Source organism: Halomonas sp. Ps84H-12 (assembly GCF_024124725.1).
GTDB lineage: Bacteria > Pseudomonadota > Gammaproteobacteria > Pseudomonadales > Halomonadaceae > Vreelandella > Vreelandella aquamarina.
The window spans coordinates 63,346-79,150 of record NZ_JAMXSJ010000016.1; the positions used below are offsets into that span (position 1 = coordinate 63,346).

A 15,805-nucleotide genomic window follows, 5' to 3' on the forward strand; every position below is an offset into this window, starting at 1 on the left:
ACCTTGCCTACCTCACACTGTTGATAGGATATCGTTATGGGGTTCACACCCACGTTGACGTTTCAGCTGCTAGCCGCCTTAGTGGCTGGCGGCTTTACCACGCTTACCGCTTCCCCGTTTGAGCTTTGGTGGCTTGGCCCTGTGGCCATTGGCCTGCTGTATGTCGGGCTGCATACCTTAAGCCCTGGCCAAGCCGCGTTAAAAGGCTGGCTGTATGGCGTGGCGCTGTTTGCTAGCGGCACCTCATGGGTTTACGTATCGATTCACGACTACGGCTACACCGGTGTGCCGCTCGCGGTCTTTTTAACCGCGCTGTTTGTGAGCGTGCTGGCGCTCTTCTTTGCGGGCACGTTCTGGCTCTACCGCCGCTTCATCGGCCCCCGCTGGGCGCTGCTCACCTTTGCTGGTGCGTGGGTGCTGGGCGAGGTGCTGCGCACTTACTTGTTCACCGGCTTTCCCTGGCTGTTGGTGGGGTCCAGCTACGTGGATTCTCCGCTGGCCAGTTGGGCACCCGTTGGAGGTGTGTACTTACTCTCGCTGCTGGTGGTGCTTACCGGCACGTTAGGGGCGGAACTGCTGCGCCGCCAGTGGTGGGCAGCGCTACCGCTGGCCGCTATCTGGCTAGCTCCTTTCGTACTGCCAAGCCAGTGGACAACGCCGGTAAGAGAACCCACTCGCGTCGCGCTGCTGCAGGGCAACCTGCCCCAGCTGTTAAAATGGACGCCTGAAGGCCAGCGCACCGCTGCGAATATTTACAGCGACTTAACCCGCGAAGTGGCGGATGAAGCGGATCTGATCTTATGGCCTGAAACCGCGCTACCCATGACTGATAGCCAAGCACGGCCAGTGCTTGAGCGCGTGCAGGCCAACCTGCCGCCAGAAGCCGCCCTGTTGACCGGCATCGTTCAGCTAGATGAGAATAACCGCTACTTTAACAGCGTGATTGGCGTAGGCGACGTGGAAGGCAGCTACCAGAAAGAGCACCTGGTGCCGTTTGGGGAGTACCTGCCGCTAGAGAGCCTGCTGCGCGGGACCATCGACTTCTTTGACCTGCCGATGTCCAGCTTTAGCAAAGGCGCATCGGAGCAGGTGCCGATGCAAGCAGCAGGAGTGGCGATCGGTAACGCCATTTGCTACGAAATCATCTACCCACAGCTCGTCGCACAGCGGGCCGCCGATAGCGGCGTGATCGTGACGGTTTCCAACGACACTTGGTTTGGTGCCTCCATTGGCCCGCACCAGCACCTGCAAATGGCCCGCCTGCGTGCGCTGGAAAATGGCCGCTATGTAGTTCGCGCTACCAGCAACGGCATCACCGCCATTATTACCCCCCGTGGCGAGCTGGTAGACCGCGCCCCACAGTTTGAAACCACCTACCTCACGGGCGAGTTCTACGCCATGGAAGGGCTCACCCCGTTTACCCGCATGGGCAGCCTGCCCATCTGGCTACTCGCCGGGCTGTTCCTGCTGCCGGGGTTTGTGCGTCGGCGTTGATGTCAACAGCACCTCGGCCATGAAAAAGCCCCCTGCCACATTCGTGGCAGGGGGCTTCGTTTTAGGCGGCTTCTTAAAAAGCCGTCTGCTAAGCGCCGGATTAAGTGCTGCTGGGGATTTCCCCTAGCACCTCGGGAATCGTCATCCGCACATAGCGGCCCGGCGCGGGTTCGATCACTGTTAGCTCCCCTTCCCCTGGCTGGCGGGCAGGTACCATTTTCTTCGGGTCTGTATCCACGTAGCCGTTGTCGGTCATCCACGCTTGCCAATGGGGCCACCAGGAGCCTTCGTTAAACGTGGCGCCTTCCATCCACTCCTCATGGGTCTCGGGCAGCGTGTCGTTGGTCCAGTAGCCGTACTTGTTTTTATGGGGCGGGTTCACGATACCGGCAATATGCCCAGAGCCGCCCAGCACGAAGGTTACCGGGCCTTTGGGTAGCAGTGCACCGTAGTAGGTACTGTTCCACTTGGCGATATGGTCTTCTTTGGTGGAGACAAAGTAGCTGGGTGTTGAGACTTTGCGCAGGTCGATTTTGACCCCGTCTAGCTCGATACCACCGGGCTCTACCAAGCGGTTTTCCAGATACATATGGCGCAGGTACCAAGCGTGGGTGCCTGCCGTCAGGTTGGTGCCATCAGTATTCCAGTAGAGCAAATCGAAGGCGGCGGGAGTCTCGCCCTTCAGGTAGTTATTGATATAGAACGACCAGAACAGATCATTTTCCCGCAGCAGGTTGAAGGTGTAGGCCATGGAGCGGCCATCCAGGTAGCCCTTCATTTGCATGGTTTGCTCAATACCCTGCACCACGCGCTCGTTTAGGAACACGCCGATATCGCCCGGATCGCGGAAGTCCTGCAGCGTGGCCATGTAAGTGACCGACTTCACCTTACGGCCACGGCGAGTGCTGGTGAGATACGCCACGGTGGAGGCGGTCAGCGTGCCGCCTACGCAGTAGCTCAGCAGGTTGACTGACTTCTCGCCGCAGGCCTGCTCAATCGCTTCCATCGCACTGATGGGGCCCATCTGCATATAGTCGGCCCAGGTAATGTCGCGCTGCTCGGGGCCAGGGTTACGCCAGGAGATCAGAAATACCGTGTGGCCTTGATCCACCAACCACTTCACCAGCGAGTTATCTTGCCGCAGGTCTAGGATGTAGTACTTATTGATCCAGGGCGGCACAATCAGCAGCGGCGTTTTAAAGGTGTTTTCGGTGGTTGGCGTGTACTGAATCAGCTGAATCAGCTCGTTTTCATACACCACAGAGCCAGGCGTTACGGCAATGTTCTCGCCCACGCCAAAGGCGCTGCGGTCGGTCATGCGTACGTTGATGCCTTCCGCTGAGTTGGCTAAATCTTCCCGCAGCCGAGTGAGGCCATCGACGAGATTCTGCCCCTTGGTTTCCAGGGTGCGGCGCATCACTTCCGGGTTGGTGGAGACGAAGTTGGTAGGCGACATCGCATTCACCAACTGGCGCGCGTAGAACGTTAAGTTGCGCTTGAGGGTAGGGTCTACATCCAGATCGTTAATCAGCTCTTCGACCATCTGCGAAAACAGCAAATACTGCTGCATGATCGCCATGTAGTAGGGGTCTGTGGTCCAGGCCTCATCTTTAAAACGGCGGTCGTTCTTGGGCGGCGTTACTAGGGGGGCCACCTGCTCACCGGCCATGGTGCGTACACCCTGCTGCCACAGCAACCACTGGTCTTGCATCAAGCGCGACTGGGTTTGCCACAGCAAATTCGGGTTACTCATCAGCGAACGAGCAGCGGCTTCAAAGCTTTCGCGCATGTCGCTATAAACGGAGTCAGCGGCTTCGCTGGGCGCCATACGTGACAGCAGGTCCTCTAGCAGACCTTTGTACTGTTCACTTATGTCGTCAAGCTGTGCCTTCCATGCCTCCATATCTTGCTGGGACAACGGTTGAGACGGCATTTTCCACCCTGACTGCATACGACTTTCCCCCTCACCAACTGAGCAATGGTTGCCCTGGCAACACGCTTAAGAACGCTGTAAAAGAACGCGGCGCCTCAAAGGCGCCGCGGACACTACTGACGATTAGCTTTTACGAGACGACTGGCTTGAGGCCTTCGCGGGCTGTTCACCCTTGGCTGTAGCGCTCACTTGTTCGCTCATTTTTTGTCCGGCTTCGCTAAACAGCTTTTCCATTTCAGATTTGAACTGCAAGCTCATCTCGCTCATCACCCGTGCGTCTTCCTGCATCTGCTGAGAAAGCTCGTTCATCATTTCCGCTTGCTTGGTACCGAAATCGCGCAGGCTCTCGGCATCATTAATTTCTGTCGCGCTGCGGATGCGCTCGGTGCCCATCTGGCTGTAGCGTTTCATCGCTTCCAGCTGGTACTGGGTCATTTTTTCCATGTTATTGAGCATCAGCGAGTTCATCTTGCGCATCGGCTCAAACATCTGGCGAGTTTGGGCGTTAAAGGCGTCCATCATTTTGTCTTGCATTGTGGTTGCTCCTGTCTCTCATTCCTTGGCATGAGCCTGGAGTGGCTCATCACATCGCAAATTGCTGCACTGCAAAAAGAGTAATGCTTAGCATGCTGCTTTGCAACAAGGAGCTTCCTGCGGCCCCTCTGCATACCCTACAGCCGCCTCTGACTCAGCCTCACAGTGCCACGTATTTGATAGCGCCTTTATCGCCTACTCTTTGGCGCGAGAGCGAGAAGAGGCCGTGGCTTTCGCCTTGGTACTTTTCTCGTTTGCCGCTGACGATGGTTCGCTATCTTGGGTGCCGTTACTGGCACCACCCGTATGGGCACTACCGGCCTGACGCAGCATATCCAGCATCATTTGCTGATAGGTGCCAAAGTTAGCCAGCCCCTGTGAAAGCCCCTGCTGCATCATGGGTTGCTGCAGGAAAGGGCGCATTAAGCTCATGGGGTCATAACCTTCTACCCCTGATTCCATCTGCCGCTGAATATTATCCAGCAGGCTCTGCTGGAACGCCTCTACATCCGGCAACCCTAGCGACTGCCGAAACTCATCCGGCGTCAGGTCAAACTCAACGTTAATTTTCATAGGCGACTCCTTAACCGTCTTCCTTGAGTGTAGCAGCGAACCACTCAGCACACCTTGGCGTTATCGCTGACCTAATCGCGGTGTATCAACGCTAACATCAGCGTTTTGGCCCCGGTGGCGCAGCCAATGATCCAACAGCGTAATCGCCATCATGGCTTCGGCAATGGGCGTCGCTCGAATGCCCACACAAGGGTCGTGACGCCCTTTGGTAATCACTTCGACTGGTTCACCATGGACATCAATGGAGCGGCCCGGCGTGGTAATGCTGGAGGTAGGTTTCAGTGCCAACCGAGCCACAATGGGCTGCCCGCTGGAAATACCACCCAGCACGCCGCCCGCGTGGTTGGAGAGAAAGCCTTCCGGTGTCATCTCGTCGCGGTGTTCGCTGCCGCGCTGAGCAATACAGCCAAAGCCCGCGCCAATCTCGATCCCTTTTACCGCATTAATGCTCATCAAACCGTGCGCTAGGTCAGCATCCAGACGGTCGAAGACTGGCTCGCCCAGGCCCACGGGTACGCCATCGGCAATTACGGTAATTTCCGCGCCCACGGAGTCTTGGTCCCGTCGCAGTTGATCCATGTAGCTTTCCAGCTCGGCTACTTTATCGGGGTCGGGGCAGAAGAAGGCGTTCTGGTCGACGGCTTCCCAGGTTTTGAAGTCGATCTTGATCGGGCCAAGCTGGCTCATATAGCCGCGAATTTGAATGCCCTGTGCCGCCAGCACCTTTTTGGCAATGGCACCCGCCGCCACGCGCATGGCGGTTTCGCGGGCGCTGGAACGGCCGCCACCCCGGTAGTCCCGGTGGCCATACTTGTGGTGGTAGGTGTAGTCCGCGTGGGCAGGACGGAACTGGTCTTTGATCTTGGAGTAATCTTTCGAGCGCTGGTCGGTATTCTCAATCAATAAGCCAATCGAGGTACCGGTGGTTTTGCCTTCAAACACGCCGGAAAGAATGCGCACCTGATCCGGCTCTTTGCGCTGGGTGGTATGGCGCGAGCTGCCGGGGCGGCGACGGTCTAAATCGCCCTGCAGGTCCTCTTCGCTAATCGCAATGCCAGGAGGGCAACCATCCACAATGGCCCCTAATGCGGGGCCGTGGCTTTCGCCAAAAGTGGTGACGGTAAACAGTTTGCCAAACGTATTGCCAGACATGGGCGTTAATTCCTCACGCAAAAGACGCCGCATGGGCGTCGAGTTCAGCGGCGTTCAGGGCAAACACGCCCTGGCCGCCACGCTCGAATTCAAGCCAGATAAAGGGCACCTCGGGGAAGGCAGCCTCCACATGGCGGTCAGAGTTGCCAACTTCAACAATCAGCCAGCCCTCTGAAGTTAGGTGCTCGCGGGCCTCGCGCAGAATACGCCGCACGATATCAAGACCGTCGCTGCCCGCGCCCAGCGCCAGGGCTGGCTCATGGCGAAATTCGGCGGGCATCGTGGCTAAGTCGCGCTCATCCACATAGGGCGGGTTGGAAACGATCAGGTCAAAGCGCTGCCCTTCCAGGCCGTTGAACACGTCCGATTCCACGGCGCGCACGCGGTCGCCGACATCGTGGCGGGTAATATTCTGCCGTGCCACGGCCAAGGCATCCTGGCTGATATCCGCCAGGGCCACTTCGCAGGTCGGCAGCACCAGCGCCGTGGCGATGCCAATGCAGCCGGAGCCGGTGCATAAATCCAGCACGCGGGCGGGTGGTTCTTCTGGAAACCAAGCCGCAAAGCCATCTTCGATCAGCTCGGCAATCGGCGAGCGGGGAATCAGCACGCGCTCATCCACGTTAAACGGGTAGCCTGCAAAGAAGGCCTCTCCCAGTAGATAAGGCAACGGGCGGCGCGTGGTGACACGCTCCCGGGCTAAGCGAATAATCCGCTCGCGCTCAACTGGCAGCAGCCGCGCATCCAACACGGCGGGATCGACGTTCCAAGGCAGGTGCAGCGCGCCTAAGCAGAGCGCGACCGCCTCATCCCAGGGTGACTGCGTGCCGTGCCCATAGTGCAACCCCGCCAGATAGAATTCGCTGGATACCCAGCGCAAATAGTCCCGCAGTGTGTAAAGATCGCTTATCAGCGCCGTATCAGGCAGTGATAGCGTTGAGGGGGAGGACTCATCAGAGAGGTGCGTGGTCACAAGGGCTCCTGGCGTCAAAAGTTCGTTGGGGGATTGTACCTTTGACGCTGCCCGGTTCACAGCAGCGCCAAGCTCGCTATACTGTCTCGCCTTAGCGTTTTTTATCTACCGCCCCTTTTTTCACCACTTTAGTTGATTCGAGCCGACCATGACGCGACACCTGCCCAACGATGACGATATCAGTGCCTTTCGCCAAGCGCTGCAGGCGGCAGGCGTACGCCGTATTGCCACCAACCAAGCCGACCCCGGTAAGCCCAAACGCCAGTCAGACGCCAGCGAAGCGCGCCGCCGAGCGGCGGTAGAGAGCAATACACTGCAAACCAGCGGGCGCACGTCTGATGGTCGGGTGGAAGCCGTACGGCCATCAGAGTATTTAGAGTTCAGCGTGCCCGACCTGCCCTGGCGCACGTTTAGCCAGTTGAAGCGCGGCCAATTGGCCTGGCAGGCAGGGCTAGACCTTCACGGCTATACCCTGGAAGAGGCGCGGTTAGAGCTAGAGAGCTTTCTTCGCGATGCCGCAGGCCAAGGGCTGCGCTGTGTGCTGGTGGTGCATGGCAAAGCCTGGGGCACCACCTCTGATTTCCCGGTACTGAAAAGCCATACCAATGCGTGGCTGCGCGAGTGGCCCGGCGTGCTGGCGTTCTGCTCTGCCACGGATATCGATGGCGGCACCGGGGCGATGTATATTTTGCTGCGCAAACGCGGGCAGTAATTCATGTTGTTTATTTAGTAGCGTCAGAGGCAATGCTAGGCATGCGCCGCTCCAAGGCTTCATCGGCCAAGTGGCGGCCTAAGCGGATGAGCTCCTTCGCCCGGTGAAACTCGTAGGTGCTGCATACCGTTTTAGGAATTTCGATCAGCACGTCCGGTGGGTAGCCGGCTACCTTATATTTCGCCAGCGCTGCCTGGGTAATATCAAACGATTCCAGAATCATATCCAGCTTGCCCCACTCGCGCTTGCCGCGCAGGTCTACTGTTTCATCGTCGTCGCTCTCTTCACTGCTGCCGCCTAGGCCACCCCATAGCCGCCGCGTGGTCGCGCGCACCTCCTCCATCCAGCCGCCAATATTGGCGTCGCGGTCCCGCTCCAGGGCGGTGCGGCTGTCGCTACTCTCTTCTTGTGGCAGCAGCTCCTCCAGCGTGACCGGCTGCGGGCTGTGCGCGGTGACGTTCACCGCCACCACGAAATCCGCCTCATGGGCAGCCAACACTGGCATCATTGGCAGCGGGTTGAGTAACCCGCCATCCACCAGTACCTGTTCGCCAATGTGCACGGGGGTAATCACTCCTGGCACCGCAATCGAGGCGCGAATGGCGCGTAGCAGCGGGCCGTTTTGAAACCATACTTCCCGCTGGCGCACGAGGTCGGTGGCCACGGTGGTCACTGGAATGGGCAGGTCTTCAATCAGCCGGTCGCCCACTAGCTCCTCCAGCTTGCTCATCACTTTGTTGGCACGCATCGCCCCCATGGGGCTCCAGGTCACATCGACCAGCTTGAGCACGTCCAAGTAATCAAGGTTACACACCCACTCCCGGTACTCCGGCAGCTTGGCCGAGGCGTAAATGCCGCCGATCAGCGCTCCCATGGAGCATCCGGCAATCGAAATAATCTCGAAACCACGCGCCTCCAGCGCTTCAATCACGCCAATATGCGCATAGCCCCTAGCACCGCCGCTACCGAGCACCAGCGCTACTTTATTGCCACCGCCCGGCGTCCTCCCCGTTAATTGGCTGACCACGTTCTGCCCCTCCTTTGTGGCATGGCGTCTCATACGCACGCGCTTTTCTTTTGATGCGACGTTAACTGGCCGTGCAGCCTTCTAAGCAAATCACCTCGGCCACACGCTCGACGGCCTGCGGCTCCAAATGCAGATGGTGGCCGCCAGCCAGCACGTGCCGAGTGAGCTGCGGCACCGCCTGCCGCGCCTGGGCTGCCCAGGCACGCTCGCCCAAAATGCCCTGCTCTCCTTCTATCAATAGCACCGGTGCGCGAATCTCGCTCAGTACCGCTAGCACTTGCGGCGGTGTAAAGCGCACCAGAGAGGGCTTGAGCAGGCGGCTGTCGGTACGCATTTGCACTTTGCCATCGGCCGTGGCTTGAGTATTACGCTCGACCAGCGGCGTGGCGGTGATGCTATCCAACGGCGTGACGCCGCCCGCCACCCGGGCCGCAATGGCACTTTCCAGGTCGGGGTAGCGCGGTGTGCGAGACGAGGAGCGCCGGTGAGCGATGATGCCTTTACGCAGTTGGCTGGCCGTCTCTTCTGCCGACGTATTGAGCGCGCCCAACCCGTCCAGCAAAATCAGTCGCGCTACTTTTTCCGGCAGCGCGGCCGCGACCAAGCAAGAGACCGCCGCGCCCATGGAGTGCGCCAGCAGCGTGGTCTGCTCGAGGCCTAGGGTGTCCATGGCATCCAGCACATCGTGGGTGTAGTCCCAAAGCGCGTAGTCGCTGCCAGTCGGGGCATGAGCGGAGTGCCCGTGGCCTCGAAAATCGATCGCCACGATGCGAATGCCCAGCGCGCTCACCAAGCGTGGGGCCAAGCGTGTAAAGCTGGCGGCGTTATCCAGCCAACCATGCAGCGCCAGCCAGGTGGGTGCGTCGTACTGCCCCCAGCTCAATGCCGCCAACCGCCCACCGGCCAACGAAAGCGGCTGAGGCGCCGCGCCTACTCGGGAAGCGTCGTTCATAACAATGGGTCTCACTGCGAAAATCTGGCGCGTCTGATGATGCGCCTAAATGTGAACATTACGATGCAAACATTGCGGTGCAAACGTTACCATGCTCGGCGCAGCGCTTGTGCTGCTTTTACGCGGCCATGGGCCACGACGCCGTTCATTTTTTGATGGAGATTGCCATGAAACCTCGCCGCGATACCCGCGTTCGCAACCTTGTGTTCTTTATTACTGTCGTGAGCGCCCTAGTCGTGGGGCTATGGTTAGCCCGCTGAGGGCAGTGCTTGCAATTTCTCCCCCATGAATAAATACTGTTTAAATATACTGTACATAAACACACTATTTATTCATGAGGATGCCGACGATGCCGTCTCAACCCATCCATCTTGCAACAACCGTGGTTGCGACAGCCTTGCCGTTAACTTCTCAGCCGCTGCCTTTTCCTCTGCTCACAGGCCGTGCAGGCTTTAGCGGCTTTCCCTCTCCTGCCCAAGATTACGAGCCGCGCACTCTCGACCTCAATGCGCGGCTGATCAAGCACCCTACCCAAACGTTTTACCTCTCCGCGACAGGGGACAGCATGGAGGGTTGGGGCATCTTTGACGGTGATTTACTGGTCGTCGACCGCAGCGTCACGCCGCGCCTAGGGCATATTTTGGTCGCCATGCTGGATGAAGAAGTGCTGATCAAACGCTATGCGCTGCATCGCGGCACGCCGCACCTCTGCTCGGCCCACCCCCACTATCCGCCGCTGCCCCTGGAAGGTACCGACTGCCAGCTATGGGGCGTGGTGCGCGCGGTGATTCACGAGTATCTGCCATGATCGGGCTGGTGGATGCCAATAATTTTTACGTTTCCTGTGAGCGGGTGTTCAATCCGACGTTGGAAGGCAAACCCGTTGGTGTGATGTCGAATAACGACGGCTGCGTGATTGCCCGCTCAGCAGAGATGAAAGCCATGGAGATCTCCATGGGCACGCCCGCATACCAGTTAGAGGGGCTACGCCGCCGCGGGGTAATCCACCTGCTCTCTTCTAACTACGAGCTGTACGGCGATATGTCAGCGAGGCTTGCCCAGCTGCTGCGCGATACGTGCCCCGAAGTGGCCCCCTACTCGATTGATGAGATGTTTATTTATCTGGATGGCCTCAGTGACACCCAGTGCCAAGCGCTGGGCACAGCACTGCGCCGCCGCATTCGTCGCTATTTGGGGCTTCCGGTGTGTATCGGGCTGGCCCCTACGCATACACTGGCGAAGCTCGCCAATCACCTAGCCAAAAAACAGCCTCACTACGCAGGAGTGTGTTTACTCCACGGTGAAAGCGCTACCACCCAAGCAGTGCTGAAACAGCTGCCGGTAAGCGATGTGTGGGGAGTAGGCAGGCGTCTTGCCGAACGACTAGCGGTCAGCGGCATTCGTACCGCCTGGGATTTGCGGGAGCACGACCCCAAACGGCTACGCAAATGCTTCTCGGTGGTTCTAGCCCGCACCGCCTTAGAGCTGCGCGGTACGCCCTGCCTAGAGTTGAATGCCGTTGAGCAACCCCGCCAGCGTATCATGACCTCACGCTCGTTTGGTAAAGCCACCGGCGTAAAAGAGGAGCTTCACGCGGCGCTGCGCCGCCACGCCCAGCGCAGTGCCGAAAAGTTGCGCCAGCAAGGCAGCCTTGCCCGCGCCGTCCTGCTGTTTTTAAACACCAACCGCCACCGCAAGGACCAGCCCCAGCTGTCGCCTAGCGCGATGATTCCGCTTGAAGCGCCCACCGACGATACTCGCGTCATTCTGGAAGCCGTTCGCGAAGGGCTCGACCAGATGTATCGCCCTGGCTTTCAGTTTATGAAGGCAGGCGTGATGCTGCTGGACTTGGTGGATGCACAGCAGTATCAGCTCTCTCTGCTACAGCCAACCACCAAGGCGCACCCTCACTTGATGAAGGCGGTAGACGAGATTAATCAGAAGATGGGGCAAGGCACGTTGCGCTTTGGGATGACTGACGCCGACGCGCCTTGGCAGCTGCGCTGTGAGCACCGCTCAAGACGCTACACCACCTGTTGGGATGAGTTAATGGAGGCAGGCACTCACCCTGGCGCGATTGCCGCCGCCAGGGTGAAGCGTGAACAGCAGCGCTTAGCGGGCGGAAAGCGCTTGGCGAAGGCGCGGGCTAATGGCTTCGCCCACCACTGCCACCAGGAGCAGCAGCGCTAGCAGCACCGGCCAGTGGGCAGCAAAAGAGACTTGGTACAGGCCAAGGGCATCGACAAAAATCACCAAAATACCCAGCGGACTCACGTAGCGCACCATGGCCAGCCACAGCGTATAGGGCAGCGGCGCCAGCCCCAGCTCGTCGCGGAAGGTTTCGCTTTTCAGCACAAAACCGGCCAGTAGTACCATGCCCAGGCCACCCAGCGGCATCATCCAACGGGAGGTGAGGTAGTCCAGCCAATCAAAGAAGTTCTTGCCTGCCAGCGTCCAATCAGCGCCCAGGTTGAACGACAGCATCGCCAGCGTGCTGATCAGCCACAGCACAATACCGGTGGCCCACGAGGCGGATTTACGGCTCATGCCTTTGTTATCGCACAGCCACGAGACCGTCGCTTCCACCATGGAGATCGACGACGTGAGCGCGGCCATGGAGAGCATCAAGAAGAACAGCACGCCGAAGAGCGTCCCCATGGGCATTGCTTGGAACGCCAGCGGTAGGCTCATAAAGATCAGCCCTGGGCCTTCGCCAGGGTTCATGCCGTTAGCAAAAATCACTGGAAAAATCGCCAGCCCTGCCATCAGCGCTACCACGGTATCCGCCACAGCCACGCTCAGCGTCGTGCGGCCAATGGAGGCATCTTTAGGCAGATAGCTGCCGTAAGTCAGGATGGCACCCGACGCCAATGAGAGCGTAAAGAAAGCGTGGCCCAAGGCCGCCAACATCCCTTCACTAGAGAGGCTGCCCGCCTTAAACGAGAACAGGAAATCAACCGCGTCGCCGAAACCGCCGGAAAACATGCCGAATCCAATCAGCAACACCAGCATGAGCACCAGCCCCGGCATCATCCAGCTAACACTTTTCTCGATGCCTTCCTGAACGCCTTTACCGACAATGATCATGGTCAGCAGCGTGACCAGGGTACTCCAGCCACCCAGCGTGATCGGGTTAGCGTTATTGGCACCAAACACGGCCGCCATCTCGTCCACACTGGTGCCCGCCAAGCCGCCGGTGAGCATTTTCCATAAATAGGAGAAGGACCAGCCGGCCACCACGACGTAAAACGATAGCACCATAAAGCCACACAGCATGGCCATCCAGCCAATCAGCGACCACATAGAGGAGCGGCCAGACTCATTCACTACACGGCGAATAGCATCAATGGGGCTACCACGCCCCCGGCGACCAAACGCAATTTCGGTCATCATTACCGGTACGCCCACCGCTAAGATGCACGCTAAATAGACCAGTACGAAGGCACCGCCGCCATACTCCCCAGTGATATAAGGGAATTTCCAAATATTGCCTAGCCCCACCGCCGAACCGGTGGCTGCCAACATAAAGCCCCAGCGGCCCAGCCACTGAATGCGAGGTTGCCCAGAAGACGCCATGACCTTCCACCCTGTCAGAAAAAAGCGCCTATCCTAGTGGATTTTGCTGCGAAAGCCCACGTATCACGGCGTGGCATAGCTTGCTTTTGCCTCGGCATCTAGCCGCTGGGCGGTTTGATCCACTCTGCGCAACCACGCCAACAGCAGCGCCCCGGCCCCCACAAAGCCACCAGCCAGCCATAGGCCCACATAATAATGACCAGAGGCTTCCGCGAGCATGCCGGTGAGCGCAGGGGCCACAATCTGCGCTGCGCCGTAGGCCAACGTCATTTGTCCCATCAAGCGGGCGGGGCTGGCAGGGTACAGCCTACCCGCCATGGTCAGCACTAAACTGACGCAGCCCAGGAACGTGCCGCCGTAGAGCACTGCGCTAATCAACACGCCCGGTAACGTTGGGCTGATCGCAGGCAGCACAATGCCTACTACCTGTACCAGCATGGCCACAATCAGCGCGCCTAAGTAACCGATCCGCCGCGCGATTAAATCCCACAGCATCACGGCGGGTGCTGCGGCCAACCCCACCAGCGCAAAGGCCCAGTTTCCAGCTCCAGCCAGCAGCGGTTCGCGCTCCACAATCGCGACTAAAAACGTTGCGCTGATCACATAGCCATAGCCCGCACAAAAGTAGGCGGGCAGCATAAGACGCATAAAGGTGCGGCTAGGCGGCGTTGCAGGTGCTTGATGACTGGCAGCGCTGCCTACCACCGGTTTTACCGGGCGCGGTAACCAGCACCAGGCAGGCACCAGCAGCACCGCCCCCAACGCGCTAAAGCCCCACCACTGCGCTTGCCAGTTCATTGCCAGCGCCAGCATCAGCTCTACCGCTAAGGCCGCTACCACAATGCCAATGCCGACACCTGCAAAGTGGATGCCCAGCTCGCCCCGCTGACGGTGCTGAATCAGCCAGTGCAAAATCAGCCCTGACGCCAACAGCATCGAGCCACTGCTGGAAAGCCCCGCCAAAAAGCGCAGCCCCGCCCATACCCAAAAGTGTTCGGTCAGCGCCATACCGGCGGTGGTTAATACGGCCAGCACTAAGCCAATGCGAAACAGCGTGTCTTTGAGATAAATCGTGCGAATAGAGGCCGCCAGCACCGCTCCTAGCATATAGCCTGCGTAGTTCAACGCCGCTAGCCAGCCGCCATCGGCGTCGCTAACCCAGCTCTGTTGCTGCATCACCGGCAGTAGCGGCGTATAGGCAAACCGCGCAATGCCGATACATAAAATTTGGCTAAATACCCCCGCCAACAGCACTTTAAAGCGCTGGGCCTGAACGCTTGCAGTAGGCATGGACACTCCCTCGTCGTCACTATTTTTGTTGTGGTAGTGTGGCTTCAATGGATAGCCAGCTATCTTCCATCATACGCGGAAACCAGCGCCGTACTATCGGCTAAACGTGGCATGTGGAAGCAGCGCATTAGTGCTCGGAATCTGGCAGACTAACTCTCACGTTTCACCACCGTCATAAGCGAGTAAGCACGATGAGCGATACTGCAAAACCCTGGACGCAACCGATGCCCGACGCGCAGTTCAAACTGATGCGCGATATTTTGGCGGCCCCCAGCCCTGTTGGCCTGGAAGGCGCGATGACCTACGGCGTGCTGAAGCCCTACTTCGAGAGCTTCGCTCCCAGCGACTGGCATTTGCACCAGTTTAAAGGCAATGCGGGCGTGGTGCTGGATACCCACCCAGGCCGCGATGATATGTTCAAGCTGATGATCATCGGCCATGCGGACAAAATCCGCATGCAGGTTCGCTCGATTGGTGAAGATGGCAAGATTTGGATCAACACCGACTCCTTCCTGCCCGGCGTATTGATCGGCCATGAAGTCACGCTGTTCAGCGAAGACCCGGAAGCCCCCGGCAGCTACCGCAGCATTAAAGGCGGCACGGTGGAAGCGCTGGGTGCTATCCACTTTTCTGACCCCGCCCAGCGCGATGGCAGCAAAGGCATTAAGAAAGAGCAGATCTATCTCGACCTGCAGATTCACGGCGAAAACAAGAAGCAGCAGGTGCTGAACCTGGGCGTGCGGCCGGGCGATTCGATTATCTTCAACCGCCCCATTCGCCCTGGCTTTAGCCCGAACACCTTCTACGGCGCGTATCTGGATAACGGCCTGGGATGCTTTGTGACGGCGGAAGTCGCACGCTTGATCGCCGAAGCAGGCGGTACCGAAAAAGTGCGGGTGATGTTTGCCATTGCCAGCTACGAAGAGATTGGCCGCTTCGGCAGCCGCGTGCTGGCCGGTGAACTCAAGCCCGATGCGCTGATTGGCGTGGATGTAAATCACGACTACGTCGCCGCCCCTGGCATTGGCGACAAGCGCATGCAGTCGCTGGAGATGGGCAAAGGCTTTACGCTGTCGGTGGGTTCTATTGCCAGCGAGCAGCTCAACCGCATCATCGCCAGCGCCGCGAAAACGCAGGACATCCCCATGCAGCGAGACATTGTGGGTGTAGATACCGGCACCGACGGCATGGCGGGCGTGCTGGCCTCCATCGACAGCGCGGCCACCTCCATGGGCTTCCCCATCCGCAACATGCACACCATTTCGGAAACCGGCAATGCTCAGGACGTGCTGGCCGCTATTCATGCGCTGCACCACACCATTCAAGCGCTGGATGCCATGCCGGATCTCAAACGGGAGTTCTTGGATAACCACCCCCGTTTAGACCAAGCCAGCCCACTTGCCCACCAAGGCAGCGCCAAGCCCGAAAGCGACGAAGAAGCCTCCGCTTAAACGGATCGAGTAGGAGGGGGAGTCGCCTCCCCCGTCCTCTCACACCACCGGGCAAACGGATCCGTACCACGGCGGTTCCTGTCCCCCATTATCGGGCTGAGCTTCGTTCCGCTGAATTCGCTCGCCTGTGTGCTCTGA

At 58.9% G+C, this 15,805-nt stretch carries 14 protein-coding genes; 5 read left to right on the top strand and 9 right to left on the bottom strand.

The annotated features are described in order from the left end of the window. The first annotated feature begins 36 nt into the window (after positions 1-36). Positions 37-1,494, top strand: coding sequence for an apolipoprotein N-acyltransferase (lnt, locus tag NH344_RS09675; protein ID WP_058577563.1), 1,458 nt, complete (start codon positions 37-39; stop codon positions 1,492-1,494). A 100-nt stretch (positions 1,495-1,594) separates the two neighbouring features. Here the strand turns inward: lnt and phaC are convergent, their stop codons facing one another. From phaC to prmB, 5 genes are all read right to left on the bottom strand, one after another. Beyond that, positions 1,595-3,445 carry a class I poly(R)-hydroxyalkanoic acid synthase gene (gene phaC / locus NH344_RS09680; protein WP_253027841.1) on the bottom strand — a complete coding sequence of 617 codons (1,851 nt, stop codon included), beginning with the start codon at positions 3,443-3,445 and terminating at the stop codon, positions 1,595-1,597. 105 nt (positions 3,446-3,550) lie between these two features. After that, positions 3,551-3,961 carry a phasin family protein gene (locus NH344_RS09685; protein WP_044628239.1) on the bottom strand — a complete coding sequence of 137 codons (411 nt, stop codon included), beginning with the start codon at positions 3,959-3,961 and terminating at the stop codon, positions 3,551-3,553. A gap of 195 nt (positions 3,962-4,156) precedes the next feature. Next, positions 4,157-4,534: a hypothetical protein gene (locus NH344_RS09690; RefSeq protein WP_083024091.1), complete on the bottom strand. Its 378-nt coding sequence runs from the start codon at positions 4,532-4,534 to the stop codon at positions 4,157-4,159. A gap of 60 nt (positions 4,535-4,594) precedes the next feature. Then, positions 4,595-5,686 (bottom strand): chorismate synthase, encoded by a 1,092-nt coding sequence (gene aroC / locus NH344_RS09695; RefSeq protein WP_044628241.1) that lies wholly within the window; start codon positions 5,684-5,686, stop codon positions 4,595-4,597. A gap of 13 nt (positions 5,687-5,699) precedes the next feature. Continuing rightward, positions 5,700-6,659, bottom strand: a complete 960-nt coding sequence (gene prmB, locus NH344_RS09700) for a 50S ribosomal protein L3 N(5)-glutamine methyltransferase (protein WP_253027842.1) — start codon at positions 6,657-6,659, stop codon at positions 5,700-5,702. Positions 6,660-6,807: 148 nt separating this feature from the next. Between prmB and NH344_RS09705 the strand changes: the two genes are divergently transcribed. Further along, positions 6,808-7,371, top strand: coding sequence for a Smr/MutS family protein (locus NH344_RS09705; RefSeq protein WP_058577560.1), 564 nt, complete (start codon positions 6,808-6,810; stop codon positions 7,369-7,371). A 10-nt stretch (positions 7,372-7,381) separates the two neighbouring features. On the opposite strand, the gene NH344_RS09710 is transcribed toward NH344_RS09705, so the two are convergent. After that, positions 7,382-8,398, bottom strand: coding sequence for a patatin-like phospholipase family protein (locus tag NH344_RS09710; RefSeq protein WP_253027843.1), 1,017 nt, complete (start codon positions 8,396-8,398; stop codon positions 7,382-7,384). Between the two features lie 61 nt (positions 8,399-8,459). Further along, the gene (locus tag NH344_RS09715; RefSeq protein ID WP_253027844.1) at positions 8,460-9,350 is read right to left on the bottom strand and encodes an alpha/beta hydrolase; all 891 of its coding nucleotides are present in this window, start codon (positions 9,348-9,350) and stop codon (positions 8,460-8,462) included. A 349-nt stretch (positions 9,351-9,699) separates the two neighbouring features. Here NH344_RS09715 and umuD point away from each other — a divergent pair, with 349 nt between their 5' ends. Together umuD and NH344_RS09725 are read left to right on the top strand one after the other, a co-directional pair. Further along, positions 9,700-10,158 carry a translesion error-prone DNA polymerase V autoproteolytic subunit gene (gene umuD, locus NH344_RS09720; protein ID WP_253027845.1) on the top strand — a complete coding sequence of 153 codons (459 nt, stop codon included), beginning with the start codon at positions 9,700-9,702 and terminating at the stop codon, positions 10,156-10,158. After that, positions 10,155-11,540, top strand: a complete 1,386-nt coding sequence (locus NH344_RS09725; protein ID WP_253027846.1) for a Y-family DNA polymerase — start codon at positions 10,155-10,157, stop codon at positions 11,538-11,540. The genes umuD and NH344_RS09725 overlap by 4 nt, the downstream gene beginning before the upstream one ends. Here the strand turns inward: NH344_RS09725 and NH344_RS09730 are convergent. Next, positions 11,463-12,926, bottom strand: coding sequence for a sodium-dependent transporter (locus NH344_RS09730; RefSeq protein WP_253027847.1), 1,464 nt, complete (start codon positions 12,924-12,926; stop codon positions 11,463-11,465). The two genes, NH344_RS09725 and NH344_RS09730, sit on opposite strands and share 78 nt — an antisense overlap. Positions 12,927-12,989: 63 nt before the next feature. Next, a complete protein-coding gene (locus NH344_RS09735) occupies positions 12,990-14,216 on the bottom strand; it encodes a YbfB/YjiJ family MFS transporter (RefSeq protein WP_044628248.1) in 1,227 nt (408 codons plus the stop codon). A 191-nt stretch (positions 14,217-14,407) separates the two neighbouring features. Here NH344_RS09735 and NH344_RS09740 point away from each other — a divergent pair, with 191 nt between their 5' ends. Continuing rightward, entirely contained in the window at positions 14,408-15,667 is a 1,260-nt protein-coding gene (locus NH344_RS09740) for a M20/M25/M40 family metallo-hydrolase (RefSeq protein ID WP_044628249.1), read from the top strand. The last annotated feature ends 138 nt before the right edge of the window (positions 15,668-15,805 follow it).

What these genes read in the sequence shown, in the direction of transcription:
- NH344_RS09725 (WP_253027846.1), top strand. Translation starts at nt 10,155, where the DNA reads ATGATCGGGCTGGTGGATGCCAATAATTTTTACGTTTCCTGTGAGCGG.
- aroC (WP_044628241.1), bottom strand. Translation starts at nt 5,686, where the DNA reads ATGTCTGGCAATACGTTTGGCAAACTGTTTACCGTCACCACTTTTGGC.
- NH344_RS09690 (WP_083024091.1), bottom strand. Translation starts at nt 4,534, where the DNA reads ATGAAAATTAACGTTGAGTTTGACCTGACGCCGGATGAGTTTCGGCAG.
- phaC (WP_253027841.1), bottom strand. Translation starts at nt 3,445, where the DNA reads ATGCAGTCAGGGTGGAAAATGCCGTCTCAACCGTTGTCCCAGCAAGAT.
- umuD (WP_253027845.1), top strand. Translation starts at nt 9,700, where the DNA reads ATGCCGTCTCAACCCATCCATCTTGCAACAACCGTGGTTGCGACAGCC.
- NH344_RS09730 (WP_253027847.1), bottom strand. Translation starts at nt 12,926, where the DNA reads ATGGCGTCTTCTGGGCAACCTCGCATTCAGTGGCTGGGCCGCTGGGGC.
- NH344_RS09740 (WP_044628249.1), top strand. Translation starts at nt 14,408, where the DNA reads ATGAGCGATACTGCAAAACCCTGGACGCAACCGATGCCCGACGCGCAG.
- NH344_RS09705 (WP_058577560.1), top strand. Translation starts at nt 6,808, where the DNA reads ATGACGCGACACCTGCCCAACGATGACGATATCAGTGCCTTTCGCCAA.
- lnt (WP_058577563.1), top strand. Translation starts at nt 37, where the DNA reads ATGGGGTTCACACCCACGTTGACGTTTCAGCTGCTAGCCGCCTTAGTG.
- NH344_RS09685 (WP_044628239.1), bottom strand. Translation starts at nt 3,961, where the DNA reads ATGCAAGACAAAATGATGGACGCCTTTAACGCCCAAACTCGCCAGATG.
- NH344_RS09715 (WP_253027844.1), bottom strand. Translation starts at nt 9,350, where the DNA reads ATGAACGACGCTTCCCGAGTAGGCGCGGCGCCTCAGCCGCTTTCGTTG.
- NH344_RS09735 (WP_044628248.1), bottom strand. Translation starts at nt 14,216, where the DNA reads ATGCCTACTGCAAGCGTTCAGGCCCAGCGCTTTAAAGTGCTGTTGGCG.